This window comes from Paenibacillus phocaeensis, assembly GCF_900021165.1.
GTDB classification, from domain to species: Bacteria; Bacillota; Bacilli; order Paenibacillales; family Paenibacillaceae; genus Fontibacillus; species Fontibacillus phocaensis.
On the sequence record NZ_FCOQ01000015.1, the window covers coordinates 31,970 to 49,161 of the forward strand.

16 protein-coding genes are annotated in these 17,192 nt (G+C 54.4%); 11 read left to right on the top strand and 5 right to left on the bottom strand.

Features of this window, described 5'->3' with window-relative positions; genetic code table 11:
* Nucleotides 1–3 precede the first annotated feature (3 nt).
* The 4 genes from BN3795_RS09510 (at nt 4) to BN3795_RS09525 (ending at nt 5,108) form a co-directional block, all read left to right on the top strand.
* On the top strand, nt 4–1,599 hold the full coding sequence (locus BN3795_RS09510; protein WP_068784459.1) for an FAD-dependent oxidoreductase: 1,596 nt from the start codon (nt 4–6) through the stop codon (nt 1,597–1,599).
* 200 nt (nt 1,600–1,799) lie between these two features.
* Nucleotides 1,800–3,209 (top strand): ABC transporter substrate-binding protein, encoded by a 1,410-nt coding sequence (locus BN3795_RS09515; RefSeq protein ID WP_232729891.1) that lies wholly within the window; start codon nt 1,800–1,802, stop codon nt 3,207–3,209.
* Nucleotides 3,210–3,281: 72 nt separating this feature from the next.
* Nucleotides 3,282–4,250, top strand: a complete 969-nt coding sequence (locus tag BN3795_RS09520) for a carbohydrate ABC transporter permease (protein ID WP_068784460.1) — start codon at nt 3,282–3,284, stop codon at nt 4,248–4,250.
* Nucleotides 4,251–4,253: 3 nt separating this feature from the next.
* Nucleotides 4,254–5,108 (top strand): carbohydrate ABC transporter permease, encoded by an 855-nt coding sequence (locus BN3795_RS09525; protein ID WP_068784461.1) that lies wholly within the window; start codon nt 4,254–4,256, stop codon nt 5,106–5,108.
* A gap of 114 nt (nt 5,109–5,222) precedes the next feature.
* Here the strand turns inward: BN3795_RS09525 and BN3795_RS09530 are convergent, their stop codons facing one another.
* The 5 genes from BN3795_RS09530 to BN3795_RS09550 form a co-directional block, all read right to left on the bottom strand.
* Complete coding sequence (locus BN3795_RS09530) at nt 5,223–5,963, bottom strand: ABC transporter permease (protein ID WP_068784462.1); 741 nt, start codon at nt 5,961–5,963, stop codon at nt 5,223–5,225.
* Between the two features lies 1 nt (nt 5,964).
* Nucleotides 5,965–6,681 (bottom strand): ABC transporter permease, encoded by a 717-nt coding sequence (locus BN3795_RS09535; protein WP_068784463.1) that lies wholly within the window; start codon nt 6,679–6,681, stop codon nt 5,965–5,967.
* Nucleotides 6,678–7,583, bottom strand: a complete 906-nt coding sequence (locus BN3795_RS09540) for an ABC transporter ATP-binding protein (protein ID WP_408635021.1) — start codon at nt 7,581–7,583, stop codon at nt 6,678–6,680. Before BN3795_RS09540 ends, BN3795_RS09535 begins: the two co-directional genes overlap by 4 nt.
* 179 nt (nt 7,584–7,762) lie before the next feature.
* A complete protein-coding gene (locus tag BN3795_RS09545; RefSeq protein WP_068784465.1) occupies nt 7,763–9,163 on the bottom strand; it encodes a sensor histidine kinase in 1,401 nt (466 codons plus the stop codon).
* Entirely contained in the window at nt 9,160–9,840 is a 681-nt protein-coding gene (locus tag BN3795_RS09550; RefSeq protein WP_068784466.1) for a response regulator transcription factor, read from the bottom strand. The genes BN3795_RS09545 and BN3795_RS09550 overlap by 4 nt, the downstream gene beginning before the upstream one ends.
* A 210-nt stretch (nt 9,841–10,050) precedes the next feature.
* On the opposite strand from BN3795_RS09550, the gene BN3795_RS09555 reads away from it, so the two are divergent.
* The 7 genes from BN3795_RS09555 to BN3795_RS09585 all read left to right on the top strand — a co-directional run bounded on the left by BN3795_RS09555 (nt 10,051) and on the right by BN3795_RS09585 (nt 17,179).
* Entirely contained in the window at nt 10,051–11,340 is a 1,290-nt protein-coding gene (locus BN3795_RS09555) for a DUF438 domain-containing protein (RefSeq protein ID WP_068784467.1), read from the top strand.
* 328 nt (nt 11,341–11,668) lie between these two features.
* Nucleotides 11,669–12,619: an ROK family glucokinase gene (locus BN3795_RS09560; RefSeq protein WP_068784468.1), complete on the top strand. Its 951-nt coding sequence runs from the start codon at nt 11,669–11,671 to the stop codon at nt 12,617–12,619.
* A gap of 374 nt (nt 12,620–12,993) precedes the next feature.
* Nucleotides 12,994–13,884 carry an RNase adapter RapZ gene (gene rapZ, locus BN3795_RS09565; RefSeq protein ID WP_068784469.1) on the top strand — a complete coding sequence of 297 codons (891 nt, stop codon included), beginning with the start codon at nt 12,994–12,996 and terminating at the stop codon, nt 13,882–13,884.
* Nucleotides 13,885–14,012: 128 nt separating this feature from the next.
* Nucleotides 14,013–14,957 carry a gluconeogenesis factor YvcK family protein gene (locus tag BN3795_RS09570; RefSeq protein WP_059041879.1) on the top strand — a complete coding sequence of 315 codons (945 nt, stop codon included), beginning with the start codon at nt 14,013–14,015 and terminating at the stop codon, nt 14,955–14,957.
* Between the two features lie 5 nt (nt 14,958–14,962).
* Nucleotides 14,963–15,892: a DNA-binding protein WhiA gene (gene whiA / locus BN3795_RS09575; protein ID WP_068784470.1), complete on the top strand. Its 930-nt coding sequence runs from the start codon at nt 14,963–14,965 to the stop codon at nt 15,890–15,892.
* 109 nt (nt 15,893–16,001) lie between these two features.
* Complete coding sequence (locus BN3795_RS09580) at nt 16,002–16,271, top strand: HPr family phosphocarrier protein (protein WP_009224994.1); 270 nt, start codon at nt 16,002–16,004, stop codon at nt 16,269–16,271.
* Nucleotides 16,272–16,423: 152 nt separating this feature from the next.
* The gene (locus BN3795_RS09585; RefSeq protein WP_068784471.1) at nt 16,424–17,179 is read left to right on the top strand and encodes an SIMPL domain-containing protein; all 756 of its coding nucleotides are present in this window, start codon (nt 16,424–16,426) and stop codon (nt 17,177–17,179) included.
* Nucleotides 17,180–17,192: the final 13 nt, after the last annotated feature.

Here is a 17,192-nt window from a genome sequence, read left to right on the forward strand (position 1 = left end):
CATATGCATAACGAACGATTGACGGACGTCGTCGTCCTCGGCGGAGGTCTGGGCGGGTGCATGGCCGCTATGGCCGGAGCCAAAATGGGCTTGCGCGTGATCATGACGGAAGAGACGGATTGGCTGGGAGGCCAATTGACCAGCCAAGCGGTTCCGCCGGATGAACATCCATGGATCGAACATTTCGGCTGCACGCAAACGTATCGCGAGTTTCGCAATCGCGTACGCGCATACTATAAGCAAAACTACCCGATGACGGAGGAAGCGAGAAGGAACGAGCTTCTTAACCCGGGGGGCGGCTGGGTAAGTCGGCTGTGTCACGAGCCGAAGGTGGCGCTGCGCGTGCTCGAGGATATGTTGGCCCCTTACGTGAGCAGCGGCCGCATCACAGTACTGTATCATTTCCGACCAACCGCGGCCGCTGTGAACGGAGACCGGGTGGAAACTGTGACGGTGACGCATATAAGCACTGGCGAGGAAGTCGTGTTAAGAGGAGCGTATTTCCTTGATGCGACCGAATGCGGAGACGTCTTGCCGCTAGCGGGCATCGAATTTGTCACCGGCGCGGAATCCAGAAGCGAAACAGGCGAGCCGCATGCCCCCGAAGAGGCGAATCCGTTGGATATGCAATCGATTACGCATGTCTTTGCGCTCGATTATGCGGAAGGCGGCGACTTTACGATCGAGAAGCCGGAGCAATATGACTTCTGGCGCCAATTCGTCCCGAAGCACACCTCGTTTCCGCTCTTAAGCTGGTATGCAAACGACACGGACGATACGACGCAGATGAAGGAGTACGGCTTGTTTCCGGATGGTCGCAAAGATGCTGCCGGGCGCGAGCTTCTGTCGCTCTGGACGTATCGGCGCATCATCGATCCTGCTTTATTTGAACCCGGATTATATGAAGGCGATATTACGCTCGTGAATTGGCCGCAGAACGATTACTTCCTCGGTCCGATCATCGGCGTTCCCGAAGCGGAGCGGCAACGGCATTTGAATAATGCCAAGCAGTTAAGCCTCTCGCTCGTCTACTGGCTTCAGACCGAAACGCCTCGTCCCGATGGAGGGCGTGGGTATCCGGGGATTCGGCTGCGGACAGACGTGTTAGGCACGGCGGATGGGTTGGCGAAATACCCGTATATTCGCGAATCGCGGAGAATCAAGGCGGTTCATACGATAACGGAACAGGATGTCAGCAAGGAAATACGCGGGTCGCAGGGAATACGGCGGTATGAGGACAGCGTTGGGATTGGCAGCTATCCGCTCGATGTTCATTTGACGACCGTCACGAACCGGACGTTTTATATTCCGAATTATCCGTATGAAATTCCGCTTGGCGCACTGCTGCCGATTCGGATGAAAAATATGCTGCCGGCCTGCAAAAATATCGGTACCACGCAAATCACGAACGGCTGCTACCGGCTTCATCCGACGGAATGGAATATCGGGGAGTCGGCCGGATATCTGGCGGCTTACGCAATGCAAAATCAAGTCACTCCGCACGAGGTTCGTTCCAATCGGGCGCATCTTCGCGCGTATCAAGCGCTGTTAGAACGGCAAGGTGTCTCCATTCATTGGCCGGATGATCTGGAACTATAGTCTTTTTCCGATAGGTGCATAGGATAACGAAAACCGTTGCTGGCTTCAGCGACGGTTCTTTTTTTCGTATAAACGCATTTACCCAAAAATAGTTGAACTTTTCCCAATAAGCGCTTACTTATGGAGTGGGGCAAGATGTATTAGAATATGAATGCGGTTACAAAATACCGAGAAAGCAAACAAAAAAGGGGAGGCAAAGCATGAAACGTATGAAACGCATGAAACACCTGTTGATCGGGATCTCTGCATTGCTGGTGATGACTACGGCCCTCACGGCTTGCGGAGGCAACTCCAAGAATGAGTCGTCCTCGAATACGACTACCCCTACGGAATCGAATTCTTCCGCAGGAACAGGTTCTAAAGGGGAGAAGGTGACCATCAATCTCTGGAGCTTCACGGACGAAATTCCAAACATGACTAAGAAATATTTGGAACTCCATCCGGAAGCCAATGTTGAGTTTAAGACTACAGTGATCGCAACGACTGACGGCGCTTACCAGCCTGCGCTTGACCAAGCTCTGGCCGGCGGCGGCAAAGACGCACCGGACATCTATGCGGCTGAAGCTGCGTTCGTCCTCAAGTATACGCAAGGAGACGCTTCCAGTTATGCCGCGAATTACGCTGATCTCGGCCTGACGGACCAAATGGTCAAAGATGCGGGTATCGCTCAGTATTCTGTAGATATCGGCAGCAAAGACGGCGAACTGAAAGGCCTTGGCTATCAAGCAACTGGCGGCGCTTTCATCTATCGTCGTTCGATCGCGAAGGACGTATTCGGAACGGACGACCCAGCTACAATCAAGGGTGAAGTTGGTCCTGGATGGGATAAGTTCTTTGCAGCTGCAGAGAAGCTGAAAGCGAAAGGCTACGGCATTGTTTCCGGTGACGGTGACATGTGGCACGCGATCGAGAACAGCTCCGACAAAGGTTGGATTGTAGACGGCAAACTTCATATCGATCCAAAACGTGAAGAGTTCATCGATCTTTCCAAGAAGTTGAAAGACAACGGTTTCCATAACGATACGCAAGACTGGCAGGAAGCTTGGTTCGCGGATATGTCCGGAACGGGCCCACAACCGATCTTTGGTTTCTTTGGTCCTGCTTGGCTGATCAACTATACGATGAAAGACAATGTTAAAGACACCAATGGGGACTGGGCAGTGACTGAACCACCTACAGGCTTCTTCTGGGGCGGAACTTGGCTGCTGGCCAACAAAGACGTAGCGAAGGACGAAGCGAAAAAGCAAGCAGTTGCAGACTTTATCAAGTGGGTAACCCTTGACACCTCTGAAACGGGTCTCCAATACCTCTGGGCTAACGGTACGATGGTAGAAGGCGAACAAGGTACGAAGGACAGCGTAGCTTCCTCCGTAGTGATGTCGAAGTCGAATGGTGAAGTTCCATTGCTCGGCGGTCAGAACATGTTCGATGTGTTCGTTCCGGCTAACGCGAACGCTTCCGGTAAGAACTTGACTCAATACGACGAAACCATCAACAAACTGTGGCGCGATCAAGTTCGTGATTACACGGCAGGCAACAAGTCCCGTGACGATGCGATCAAAACCTTCAAACAACAAGTCAAAGACCAACTTGGCATCGAGAGCGAATAAGTTGTAAGCGGTAGATGCGAAGGGGCGGGGTGTTTCCCGCCCCTTTATACCCATTAAACAGAGGTGAGAGCCATGCGTCGCAAAGGTGTTAATTATTCGAGATACGGGTATATTTTCTCTTTACCCTTTATTTTGATTTTTTTAGTTTTCTCGCTGTATCCTATTTTGTACACTCTGGTCATCGGTTTTACGAATATGCAGGGGATCATCCCCAAACCGCTTGAAATTCTGGATAACCCGTTTCAGAACTTTAAAGATCTGATTTTAGAGAATGCTTCCTTTAAGAAGTCACTCGTGAATACAGGTCTGCTATGGGTGATCAACTTCATTCCACAGATTGGCCTGGCGCTCTTGCTCACAGCTTGGTTCACGAACAAGCGCCTTAACATTAAGGGGCAAGGTGCATTCAAGATTTTGCTCTATATGCCGAATATTATCACTGCAAGTACGATTGCAGTGCTTTTTAGCTCCCTGTTCGCCTATCCGATGGGGCCGATGAACAGTCTGTTTCAAATGCTGGGGTGGTCCGATGCGCCGATCTTCTTCCTGCAAGACAAGACGACGGCCCGGGGAATCGTGGCATTCATTCAGTTCTGGATGTGGTATGGGAATACCATGATTATTCTGGTCGCAGGCGTTATGGGTATAAATCCTGCTTTATTTGAGTCCGCGGCAATTGACGGTGCGAACGGATGGCAAACCTTCTTCCGCATCACCTTGCCAAGTCTTCGTACGATTTTGCTTTACACGCTGATTACGTCGATGATCGGCGGCTTGACCATGTTTGATATTCCGCAGCTGTTCCTGCAAGGTGGACCAAGTGATGCGACCCTTACGACTTCCGTCTTTATCTACGCGCAAGCGTTCAAGGGAAGCTATTTGTACAACAAAGCTGCAGCCGCAAGTATGATTTTGTTCCTGATCGCCGCAGTTTTGTCTGCAGTCTTGTTCTATCTCATGCGTGATCGGGATGCGGCCAAATTGAAGAAAACCTTGAAACAACAGAAGAAAGCTGCCCGCGCAGCTCAAGGGGAGGTGTAAGCCGTGGAGAAAATTAAAGAGGGTAGTGTCGTCGCTCTAAGAGTGAACCGGACGATTATTTATATCGTGTGCATCTTGCTGGCCCTACTCAGCATTCTTCCTTTCTGGATCATGTTCGTGAACGCCACCCGTTCCACGCCTGAAATCCAGAGCGGCCTTTCGTTGCTTCCTTCAACCCATATGATGAACAACTTGCGTGTGCTGCTGGATAAGAGCTTCGACCCGGTTCAAGGGTTCTTGAACTCATTTATCATTTCAGGTTCGGCAACCATCTTAACGGTGTACTTCTCGTCCTTAACGGCTTATGGTCTTGTCGCATATAACTGGAAATGGCGGCAACCGTTTTTTACCTTTATTATGTGCGTAATGTTGATACCGGCTCAAGCCAGCTCGATCGGTTTTTATCAGTTCATGTATAAATTACATTGGACCAATAACTTTCTTCCGCTGATTTTGCCAGCGATTGCAGCCCCGGCTGTGGTATTCTTCATGCGTCAATATTTGCTTGCTACGTTGTCTCTGGAGATTGTTGAGGCTGCGCGCGTCGACGGATCCGGCGAATTCAAGACGTTTAACCGAATTATCCTGCCGCTCATGATGCCGGCCATCGCAACGCAAGCGATTTTTGCCTTTGTAGCGAACTGGAACAACCTGTTTATGCCGCTCATTTTGTTGACGGATAAGAGTAAATATACGATGCCGATTATGGTCAGCTTGCTGCGCGGTGATATTTACAAGACCGAGTATGGTTCCATCTATATGGGGCTGGCCTTGACCGCGTTGCCATTATTCATTGTGTACTTCCTGTTGTCCCGGTACATTATTGCCGGTGTCGCTCTAGGCGGCGTCAAAGAATAATCCGGCGTTTTAGCATTCTGCGATAATAATACCTCCCCTATAAATAGAGGCCTGTAGATGGACCGGGATGAGCGGCAGCTCTCCCGGCGAATCTACAGGCCTTTTGTTGTGGGGTTATACCGCCTTGCGGCGGAAATACAGCATGCCGGCGGTCAGGAACAGCAGGAAGCTGCCCAGGATGGTCAGGAGCAGGCTCTCGAGCGGCAAATTGAAAGCCCCATAGTCCGCCTGCCCGCGCGGCATCATGGCCAGAAGCGGCTGAGCCCAAGGGTAGAAGGGGCCGATCTTGGCCGAGTTGATGATCAGCAGGTTGGGAATCGTCAACGAGACGTTGACCGCCAGCGGGGCGGCGAAGCTGGACCATGCCAGCGATACGCCGAGTTGTAAGGCGATCAGCGGCAAGCAGGCGATCAGGCCGCCGCCGAGGCTTGTGGCGATCATGCCCCAAGGGATAGGTCCCGCCATTCCCTGGATGAGTGCCACGATCAGCAGAGCTGCCAGGAACAGCAGTTGGGAGACGGCCAAAAGAGCAACAACGACGGTGAATTTGGCCATGTACACCGCGCTGCGCGAGACGGGCAGCACCAGCAGCTGCTTCCAACCGCCGCCGGTGTGCTCGTAACGGCAGAGGAAGGACGGGAACAGGCCCGACAGAATCGGCAGGAACAGCAGCCCGTGCAGCATGGCCATGCTGTTGATCAAGAGCGGCCAAGCTCCCGGGTCCAACCGGTTGGGAAGATCGACCAGGACGCCGATTAAGGCGGATAGAGCCGGGCTGGCCAGCAGGACGAGCCACACCCGAGATTTTCCCATTTTCAGGCGTTCGGCGGACAAGACATTCAGGAAGGTTCTCATCTTAATCCACGTCCTTTCGGTTGAAATGAACCAGCCCGATGAGCAGGATCACGGTGCCGACGGCGAGGCCGGCCGCGACGAACCCTTCGTGGTGCGGGCCTTCGAACCCGAATACCGGCCAGTTCAGCGGAAACCACTCGGACAGGTTCAACGTAAACGGCGAAATGATCGAGACGGTTACACCGAGGGATACCGGCAGCGACTGGTTGCGATAGGTGAGCGAAAGCCAGAGTTGTAGGGCCAGCAGCGGCAGCGCGGCGAACAGCGGATACAATCCCAAACGCACCAAGTCCGGGTAGGGGAGCGAAGCGGTCTTGAAGCCGAGGGATACCCCCAGGATCACGGCGGCAATCGATAATAACACGCAGGATACGCATAGCAGCAGGAAGCACAGCAGAAACTTGGCTTTGAACACCGCGGTTCGGGAGATCGGCAGCGCCAGCAGCTGCTTCCAGGAGCTGAGCTGATGCTCGACGTTGGCCACCAGCGAGCTGATCAGCGTGCACCCCAGGTAAAGTGCGATGGGCACGAACAGGGAGATGTTCTGCAGCAGACCGCCCCACGGATCATCGGCATACCGCTTCATCATCCAGTCGAAGCGCAGCCCGTAATTGAGCGCCTGCATGGCAACCAGTCCCAGCGGGGCAAGAAAAACCAAAAACCAGATTCCCTTGCGCCGGATCTTGAGGAAGTCGGAGGATAGGGAACGCAACATCATACCGCGGCCCCCTCCCCGATGACCTGCATGAAGATATCCTCGAGCGATTTCTTCTTCTGCTCGACGCGGTAGATGGCGTGCCCGTTCTCCACCAATCGTTTGACGAGATGGGCAACCTGGGCATCGGCCATCCCCGGGAACGACAGGACGCCGCTTTGCAGCTTGCCGGTTGCGCCCAGGTCGCGGGCGATCCAAAGCGCCTCATCCGGCTCCGAAACGACGAGCTCCATGTCGTGCGCCGATCTCAGCCGCAGATTGTCGATCGTATCCTGGAACACCATCCGGCCTTCACGGATGATCCCCACTTTGCCGGCCATGAGCTCCATCTCGCCGAGCAGATGGCTGGACACTAGAACGGTAATTCCGTAGCGCTTCGGCATACTCTTAATCAACTCACGAATCTCATGGATGCCGGACGGGTCGAGCCCGTTGGTCGGCTCGTCCAGAATGAGCAGCTCGGGATGGCCGAGCAGGGAGGCGGCGATGCCGAGACGCTGCTTCATCCCAAGGGAGAAGCCCTTCACCGGGCGGCGAGCTTCGGAGGTCAGGGAGACGATGTCCAGCACTTCGTCGATCCGCGACTTCGGCACTTGCAAAATGCGGCGGATCGCCTCCAGATTATCTACGGCGCTCAAGTGCCCGTAGTAGGATGGAGATTCAACCAGCGAGCCGATGCGGCGCAGAATGGCCAGCTTGTCACGCCGCAGCTCGCGGCCGAAGATATGGATCGAGCCGGAAGTCGGCTGGATCAAACCAAGCAGCATGCGGATCGTGGTTGTTTTCCCGGCGCCGTTGGGTCCGAGGAACCCGTAGATGTCCCCTTTGGCGATCTCCAGGTTCAAATGGTCGACCGCAGCGCGGCCGCGGTATGTTTTCGTTAACCCTTCCGTTTGAATGATCATATCACTCACGATTTATCACCTCGGAAATGATCATATCGTCCGGAGGTTAAAGACAAGGGCAGGGCAAGTTTAAAATTCGTTTAATTTTGGAGAAAAAAAAGGAACTGCGCACAGTCCCTCGTTAACGGAGTCACGGCGGTGATCGCCGGAGTCTCCCGAGTCCCCGAAGACTTCAGCGATTACGACTGGACCGTCGGGAAAATGTAGATCCTCGTCCCCTCCTCCGCGGATACCGTGTCCCGGGCAAGCCCCATCTCCCGCAGCAGCAGATCGACGATCTGCAGGCCGAGCCCCGCGCCTCCGGCGGCGGAAACGGCCTGCATCCCCGGGCCGTGGTCGCTGATGACGAGGGCTAGGGCACCGCCCCGGGGCTCTACTGCAATCCTCGCGTAACGACCCGAACCGGCATGGCGAACCAGGTTCTGAAACAGATTATCCAACACGCGGCGGAAACCCTGGGCGTCCAGCCTCCAGTACAGCGGCTCTTCGGGCAACTCAATATCGGCGGTGATGCCGGCCTTCTCCCAGACCGGGTACCAGGCGGCAGCACTCTCCCGCACTAGCCGCAGCACATCCTGCCGCTCGATCGTCATGGCATACCGCCCGCTGGAGAGCAGGTTGTACGATAACAGATGGTCCATCAGGCCGGATAAATCGCTGATTTTGGTCTCCATCAAGGCCAGCGAATGCTGGCCCTGCTCCGTCAGGGACTCCTGGCGCAGCGAATACAGATGGCTGCCCAGCACGGTCAGCGGCGTGCGCAGGTCATGGGACAAGTGGCTGATGAGGCTTTTGCGCAGCTCTTCTTCCTCGTGTTCCCGTTGGCGGCTGTCCTTCAGCTTGAACGCCATATCGTTAAAGGCTTGCTCCAACCGGCCGATTTCGTCCGGACGCCCCTCTTGGATGGGGGAGGGCAGCCCGTCAGGGCCAGGGCGGGTCATACCGGCTTCCAAACGCAGCAGCCGCTTGCGGATATCACTGAAGAAGAGGTAGGACAGCAGCACAAACGCCCCCAGCAAAATCGCCAGAAATACGCCGTAAAATCGGCTGTCGCTTGACCGGCCTTCGGGTTGGATCACCATAAATTTACGCGGGAGCTCCAGCACCATGAAGCCTTGCTTCGCCCGTTCGTCCCCGCCAATAAAAGCGACGACCGTAAAAGGGTCGGCGTCCACGCGTTGCTTCATGAAGGCGATGGTGTCCTCCAGGGACCACTGTTTAGGCACCGTTTCCTGTTCGGGCAGTTGCAGTTGCGTCTGGCCTGCCGTGTCGACCCAATACAGCGCAGCGTCGGGGTACCGCTTCTTCAGCTCTCGGAGCTTATTGTCGACCGCTTCGGGGGCAGCCCCCTTCAGCCCGGCGGCAGCATGATGCCAAGCGGTCTCGATGTCGATCCCTGTGCCATAGGGGCGTTTAGTTTGCTGCCCCAGTTGTTCCGAGTTCATCAACAAGTTGACGCCCCATGACGCGAAGAAGCTAACCGGTATGAGGACGGGAATAAAGACGAAGGCTATCGCCAGGATCAGGACGTATCTCGTCAGCAGGGATTTGCGGAACTTACGAACCGGACGAAATTTCATGCTCTCACCCGATAACCGATGCCGCGAATCGTCTCGATGACTTCGGGATTCGCCGGATCGCGTTCCAGCTTCTCGCGCAGATGACGGATATGGACCATCAGGGTCTTGTCCCCGTCCAGGTAGGGCTCGTTCCAAACCGCTTCGTAGATCTGCTCCTTGGTCAGGATTTGCCCGAGATGACGCAGCAAATAGGCAAAGATATGAAACTGCTTGCCGGTCAACACGATTTCTTCGCCGGTGGTTTGATCGAGGATCCGGTTTTCTTTCTCATACACCAGCAAATGTTTAAGGCGCAGCGGTTCCGGGTCGGCGGAACTCCCGCTGCGGCGCAGCAGCACCTCGATCCGGGCCGCCAGCTCGTCCGGGTGAAACGGCTTCGTCAGATAGTCGTCGGCGAACCTCAACCCCTGCAGCTTGTCGTCGATCGAGGTTCGAGCTGACAGCATCAGCACCGGAAGCTCCGGATATTGCTGCTTTAACCGTCCCCCGATGGTGAAGCCGTCTAATCCCGGGAGCATCACGTCGAGGATAACGAGCTGACATTCGGCCCCTTTCTCTACGGCCTGTTCCCCGCTCTTCAACCACGTGACGGCGTACCCGCGTTCCTGCAGGTTGGAGCTGACCCACTCTCCGATTTCGAGATCGTCTTCAATATATAGCAAATTCGTAATAGGCATGATGGCATTCCTCCTCCTTCTATTTTGGCAAAAGACAGAGAAAAAAGAAACGGCAGGAACCGCGATTCACCCTCAAGATTTGTGATTGCAATCACAAGTTCGTGATTTTTCCTATGATACCTTGTTCTTGAGAATGGTTATCAACGAGAGTCGGCGGAACGGGTTCATCGGCTTGACTCGATACTCGATAGATCTAAGGAGGAACAGGACATGAGCGAACTGATCAATAACCGGGAATTAGGCGCACCGGAGCAAAGCCGCCGTCAACAACTGTTGAAGGAAATCATCAAGGAGCTGCATCAAGGGAAAAGCGTGGACGAGGTCAAGGCGCGGTTCGAAGCGGCGGTAGGCGATGTAACGGTCGCGGAAATCTCCGCGATGGAGCATGCGCTCATGGAGGAGGAAGGCATCCCGGTTGAGGAGGTGCAGCGGTTGTGCTCGGTGCATACGGCAATTTTCAAGGGCTCGATCGAGGAGATTCACCGCTCGTCCAAGCCGGAGGAGCAGCCAGGCCACCCGGTGCATACCTTCAAGTTAGAGAATCGGGAGATCGAACGGCTGGTGAATTTCAAACTGCAGCTGCATCTCGACAAATATCGGAAGGAAGCCGGCGAGGAGCTGAGATTCAAGCTGCTGGAAGATCTCAGCCTGCTTCTGGACCTCGACAAGCATTACAGCCGCAAGGAGAACCTGCTGTTCCCGTATCTGGAGAAGTACGGCATCTACGGCCCGACGAAGGTCATGTGGGGGATTGATGACGGCATCCGGATGATGATCAAGGAAACGAAGGGAAAGCTGACGGACGGAAGCTCGGACCCGGAGACGATCCTGATGGATCTCGAACGGATCATTAAAGAAGTGAACGAGATGATTTTTAAGGAAGAGAACATTCTGCTGCCGATGGCCCTCGAGAAACTGACGGAGGACGAATGGGTCAGCATTGCAAGGGAAAGCGATCAGATCGGCTTCTGCTTGACCGCACCGGAGCGCGAATGGATTCCGGAGCGCGTGCCGCTGCAGCTGTCGGGCGAGGAAGCGGAAGGAACCGCGTCCGAGGGTGGGGGAGCTGCCCAAGAGGGGACGGGAGTTCCGCAAGGTTTCGTTAAATTTGAGACGGGGATTCTGTCGATGGAGCAACTGGAAGCGGTAATGAATCACCTCCCGGTGGATCTGACGTTTATCGATGAGCACGATGTCGTCCGGTATTTCTCCCACGGCAAGGAGCGGATCTTCGCCCGAACGAAGGCGGTCATCGGCCGCACCGTGCAGAACTGCCATCCGCCGCAAAGCGTCCATGTCGTCAACCAGTTGCTGGAGGATTTCAAGGCGGGGCGGAAGGAGGCCGAGGACTTCTGGATTCCGGTCAAGGACAAATTCGTGTACATCCGCTATTTCGCCGTGCGCAGCGAAGAGGGCCGCTATTTGGGGACGCTGGAGTTCACGCAGAATATCGCGCCCATCCGCGAATTGCAAGGTCAGAAACGGATTTTGTCCGAATAGGAGTTAACGAGCACCCGGCGTTCGTATGGCGAATGCCGGTTTTTTTATGGATTTTTTGTGAGGGAATGGGTGGAAATTCGGGTCTGTTCGGACCTGTCTGTGATCTGCGTCATTTACGCAAAATCCCTTATATCTATTGGGGTTGCCGTTTCTTCCCGTCTCTTGACCGAACCGAAGGGTTCGCTTATAGTGGGTACGTAGGAGAAAACTACTTGCGAAGGCGTTTTCAGTCATGGCGCGGGCTGCGCGATGATGGGTTGAGAAAGGCCTTTTTGCGCGTATGGGCACGTAAATTATCTATTATTTAAGAAAAAGGTGGCTTGTGAATATGTCTGAAAAAATCTACATTGGCGTTGACTTGGGCGGTACGGCAGTCAAAGTCGGCATTTGCAATGAAGAGGGTCAACTTCTTCATACGTATGAAGGCCCGACTGAAGTCGATAAGGGCGCGGATACGATTGTCGCGAATATCGAGAAGTACGTCCGGCGCGTCGTGGAAGAATCGCCGTTCGCCTGGGAGCAGGTAGCGGGGGTAGGCGCCGGGGTGGCCGGGTTTACGAATGTCCGCGAAGGGATCATTATTTTGGCGCCGAATGTAGGTTTGAAGGATTTCCCGATTCGCGAGATCTTGGAACAGCGACTGGGCAAGCCGATCAAAATAGACAACGATGCCAATGTTGCCGCGTTGGGCGAAGCCTGGGGCGGAGCCGGCAAAGGCATCGACAACTGCGTATGCTACACGCTGGGTACCGGCGTTGGCGGCGGGATCATTATCAATGGTAAAATCTATCAAGGGTTCTCCGGGATGGCCGGCGAGCTTGGCCATATGTCTGTCGTTCCGGACTTGGAAGCCATCGGCTGCGGCTGCGGACAAATGGGCTGCCTGGAGACGGTCTCTTCAGCAACAGGCATTATCCGGATGGCTAAGGACGCCGTGGCACGCGGAGATCGGACATCGCTGTCCCATGTCGAGAACATCATGGCCAAGGACGTCTTTGACGCGGCGAAAGCCGGTGACGAGGCCGCGATCCGCATCGTGAACCGTGCGGCCTTCTATCTGGGCAAATCGATGGCGGCCGTGGCGGTCGTCCTCAATCCGCAGCTGTTTATCGTCGGCGGCGGCGTCTCGAAGGCGGGCGACATTCTATTTAATGAAGTCCGCAGCGTATTCTCTAAATTGACGCCGGAACCGGTGCAACGGGGCATGCAAATCATCCCGGCTACGCTGGGCAATGATGCGGGGATGGTTGGCGCCGCCGGCCTCTTCCTGCGCTCCTAACGCTTCAAGGGAGTTCAAGCTCAAAAAGTCGTCTTCCCATCACGAAGTCTGAGAAAACACACTAACGGAAACCAGGGGCGTTATTCGCCCGCTGCAGACACATTAAGATCTCTAACGGACTGAGGAGACCTTATTTGGAGCAAATGCAGCTAAATGGTTGTCATGCGAGCCTAATAAGGTCTCTGGGATCCGTTACAGCAGGAAATGACCGGGAAATAAGCAAATAAGGTCATTACGGTCCGTTAGAATCGGCCGGGGCTGACCACTACGGATGAGGTTGGACCGGCTGGAGCGCTCGGACCGATGGGAGCGAGCATCGGATAGTGTAGAAAAAGAACATAGGACAAGGAGAATTTCGCGAGGAGGGATCAATCGTGCCAGAGAAGGAAACAGGTTCGGTCGCCAATCTGATCATTATCACGGGCATGTCGGGGGCAGGTAAGTCGCTGGCCGTGCGAAGTCTGGAGGATCTCGGATTTTTTTGCGTGGATAATTTGCCTCCGGTGCTGATCCCCAAATTCGCCGAATTGATTGAACAGTCCAAGGGGAAAATCGCCAAGGTCGCCCTTGTCATCGACCTGCGCGGGCGGGAGTTCTTCACGGCGCTGTCGGAATCGCTGGGTTATATTAAGGAGCATTTCACGATCAAATGTGAAATTCTGTTCCTCGACGCCACCGATTCGATTCTCGTGCAGCGCTATAAGGAAAGCCGCCGCCGCCATCCGCTCGCCCCGGACGGGATGCCGCTCGACGGCATCCGGCTGGAACGCAGGATGCTGGATGAACTGCGGATGTCGGCGACCCAGGTGATCGATACCAGCAACATGAAGCCGGCGCAGCTCAAGGAGAAGATCATTTCCCGCTTCTCGCATCTGGAGAGCAGCAATTTATCGGTGTATATCACTTCATTCGGATTTAAATACGGCATCCCGATCGACGCCGATCTGGTGTTCGATGTCCGGTTCTTGCCGAACCCGCATTACATTGAGCAGCTTCGTCCGCACACGGGACAAGACAGCGATGTATATGAATATGTTATGAAGTGGCCGGAGACCCAGACGTTCCTGACCAAACTGCTGGATATGCTGCATTTCCTGCTGCCGCAGTACCATAAAGAGGGGAAAAGCCAGGTCATCATCGGGATTGGCTGCACCGGCGGCAAACACCGTTCGGTTGCGATTGCCGAATACCTGGGCCGGATGCTTGGCGTCAGTGAAACGGAAACGGTTCGCGTCAGTCATCGTGACGAAGGCCGGGACCGCTGAGGCAGCTCCCCTGCGAGTATAGAGGTTATTCAAGAAGAGGAAGATCCGATTTCTTTTTGAACCCTCATTAAGAGGTGAATCAAGTGATACATCGGGCTAAAGATACCAGAGTACCGCGGATCGTCGTGATGGGCGGGGGCACCGGATTGTCCGTCATGCTTCGCGGGTTGAAAGAGAAACCGCTCGATATCACGGCTATCGTAACCGTAGCCGACGATGGGGGCAGCTCCGGGATTTTGCGCAACGAATTGCAAATGCCGCCACCCGGCGATATTCGAAACGTCCTAACTGCACTGGCCGACGTTGAACCGCTGCTGTCGGATATGCTCAACTACCGGTTTGCCTCGGGTTCGGGGCTGGCCGGTCACAGCTTAGGGAATTTGATCTTGGCCGCGATTACAGACATTTCCGGCGACTTCGTGACGGCCGTGCGCGAGCTGAGCCGGGTCTTTGCCGTACGCGGCCGCGTGCTGCCTGCTGCCGGTCAGGCGGTAGTGCTCCATGCGGAGATGGAAGATGGCACGATCGTGACCGGAGAATCCAAGATTCCGGAGGTCCGGGGCAAGATCAAGCGGATATTCCTTGAACCGGAGGAAGTTGAACCGTTACCGGAAGCCGTGGAAGCGATTCGGGAGGCCGATGCGATTCTGATCGGACCGGGCAGCTTGTACACCAGCATCATTCCGAACCTGCTTGTGCCTAAATTGGCGGAGGCCGTATTGGAAAACACCTCCGCGATCAAAATATTCATATGCAACGTCATGACCCAACCGGGCGAGACGGACGACTATACGGTCAGCGACCACTTGCAGGCGGTATATAACCATGTCGGCAAGCATCTGTTTGACTACGTGATCGTCAATGACGGCGAGATTCCGCCGCAGGTCCAGGATTTTTATGCGGAAAAGGGCGCCAAGCCCGTCCAGGTGGACTGGGATAATGTGACCGGTCAAGGGTACAAGGTCATCGCCGATACGCTGGTATTGTTCCGCAGGTATTTGCGGCATGATGCCGATAAATTAAGCCATCATATCTATCAACTGGTTGATAACTGGATTTTACGAAAGAGGTGAGTCCCTTGTCCTTTGCGGCGCAAACCAAAAAAGAGCTGACCATGGTCGAAGCCTCGGACTGCTGCGAGCAGGCCGAATTATCCGCTTTGATCCGGATGAACGGATCGGTGCAGGTTTCGAACAAAAAGATCGTTTTGGATATCTCCACCGAAAACGCCGCGATCGCAAGGCGGATCTACTCCCTGCTGAAGAAGCACTTCCAAATTCACACGGAGCTGCTGGTCCGCAAAAAGATGCGCCTCAAGAAAAACAACGTCTACATCGTCCGCATTCCGGCTCGGGTCGAGGAGATTCTGAAGGAGCTGAAAATTGTCTCCGAAGGGTTTATTTTCAACCCGGGGATTAATCCGGAGCTCACCCGGAAAAACTGTTGTAAACGGGCTTATTTGCGCGGGGCGTTTATGGCCGGCGGCTCGGTCAACAACCCGGAGGGTTCGTCTTACCATCTGGAGATCGCTTCGATGTATGAGGAGCACTGCAAGGCGCTGGTCGATTTGGCGAATGAGTTTCATTTGAACGCGCGCTGTATCGAGCGGAAGAAAGGGTTTATTTTCTACATTAAGGAAGGCGAAAAAATCATCGAGCTCCTCAGCATCATCGGCGCGCACCAGGCGTTATTCAAATTCGAGGACGTGCGGATTATGCGCGACATGCGGAATTCCGTAAATCGCATCGTGAATTGCGAGACGGCGAATTTGAACAAAACGATCGGCGCTGCCGTCCGGCAGATCGATAATATCAAGCTGCTTCAGAAAGAAGTGGGACTGGAGAACTTGCCGGAGAAGCTGCGGGAGGTCGCTGAAATCCGCTTGGCCCACCCCGATATGAACCTGAAGGAAGTGGGCGAGCTGCTCAAGGGAACGGTCAGCAAATCCGGGGTGAACCATCGGCTGCGCAAGATCGACGAGCTCGCTGAAAAAATTCGCGGGAGCTAAAAAGGTTTTGCTGCTAGTGTCTGACGCACTCCGTATGCTATAATGATAGAAATTATAATGTCTACGAATGTGACGAAATGGATTGAATTCGTATAGGGGGTAAGTTTTCATGGTTAAACACCCGGTTACCGTTCGTTTAAAAACGGGGCTGCACGCCCGGCCGGCTGCGCTTTTCGTTCAGGAAGCGAATAAATATTCTTCGGAGATTTTTGTTGAGAAAGACGATAAAAAAGTCAATGCCAAGAGCATTATGGGGATCATGAGCCTCGCGATCAGTACCGGTACTGAAATTTACATAAGTGCGGAAGGTGCGGACGCTGAGCAGGCTGCAAACGCTTTAATCAATTTGGTCAGCAAAGAGGAGTTGGAGAACCAGTAAACGCTGGTTTTGCCTTTCGGAACAAGGGGATGTTTCCGTGGATTTTCCGCGGGACCATCCTTTTTTTGCGTTGGAGCTGCAACATTTGTCCGCGGTTTGCGTTTAGAAGATAAATTACCAAAGTCTATCAAAAACTAATGGAGGTCATGAACATGAAAACATGGTTAAAACCTGTAGCGTCGGTGTTGGTTGCGGGGACATTGATCGCCGGGGGGACGTTTGTAAGCGGTGCCTTGAATGCTCCGGTCCCGGTCTACGCGGATGGCGAGATGCAGAAGAATGTGATTACCGTGGTGGGCAGCGGGGAGTTGTCCGTGAAGCCGGACGTGGCGTATCTGTCGATCGGCGTGGTGACGGAAGCCAAGACGGCGAAGGAAGCGCAAAGCGCCAATGCGACTAAGGTAGCTGCCCTGACCAAGCTGCTGAAGGAGACCTGGGGGATTGCCGACAAGGATATCCAAACCGGCCAACTCTACGTCCAACCGAATTATACGTATAACGAGAAGGACGGCCAGCAAATCAAGGGGTATTCCGCGCAGCATTCGCTGGAAGTGACTTACCGCGATTTGACGAAGGTTGGACAGCTGCTGGATGCGGCATCCGCAGCGGGCGCCAACCGGATCGACAATATCCGTTTCAGCACCGAGAATCCGGATCAGTATCAGGATCAAGTGATCCAAAAAGCGATGAATGACGCGAACAAGAAGGCGGCGTCGATCGCCAAAGCGGCAAACCGTCAAGTGGGCGTCGTGCTTAGCATCAGCCAGGCCAGCGCCGGCACGCCGATTTTCACGCAGAACTATAAGATGATGGAAATGGCCGCGGCGGATTCCGCAGCGAGCACGCCGGTAGAACCGGGCGAAATCGACTTGCAAATGACGTTGACCGTGATGTATGAGCTGAAATAGGGGGAGCGCAGGA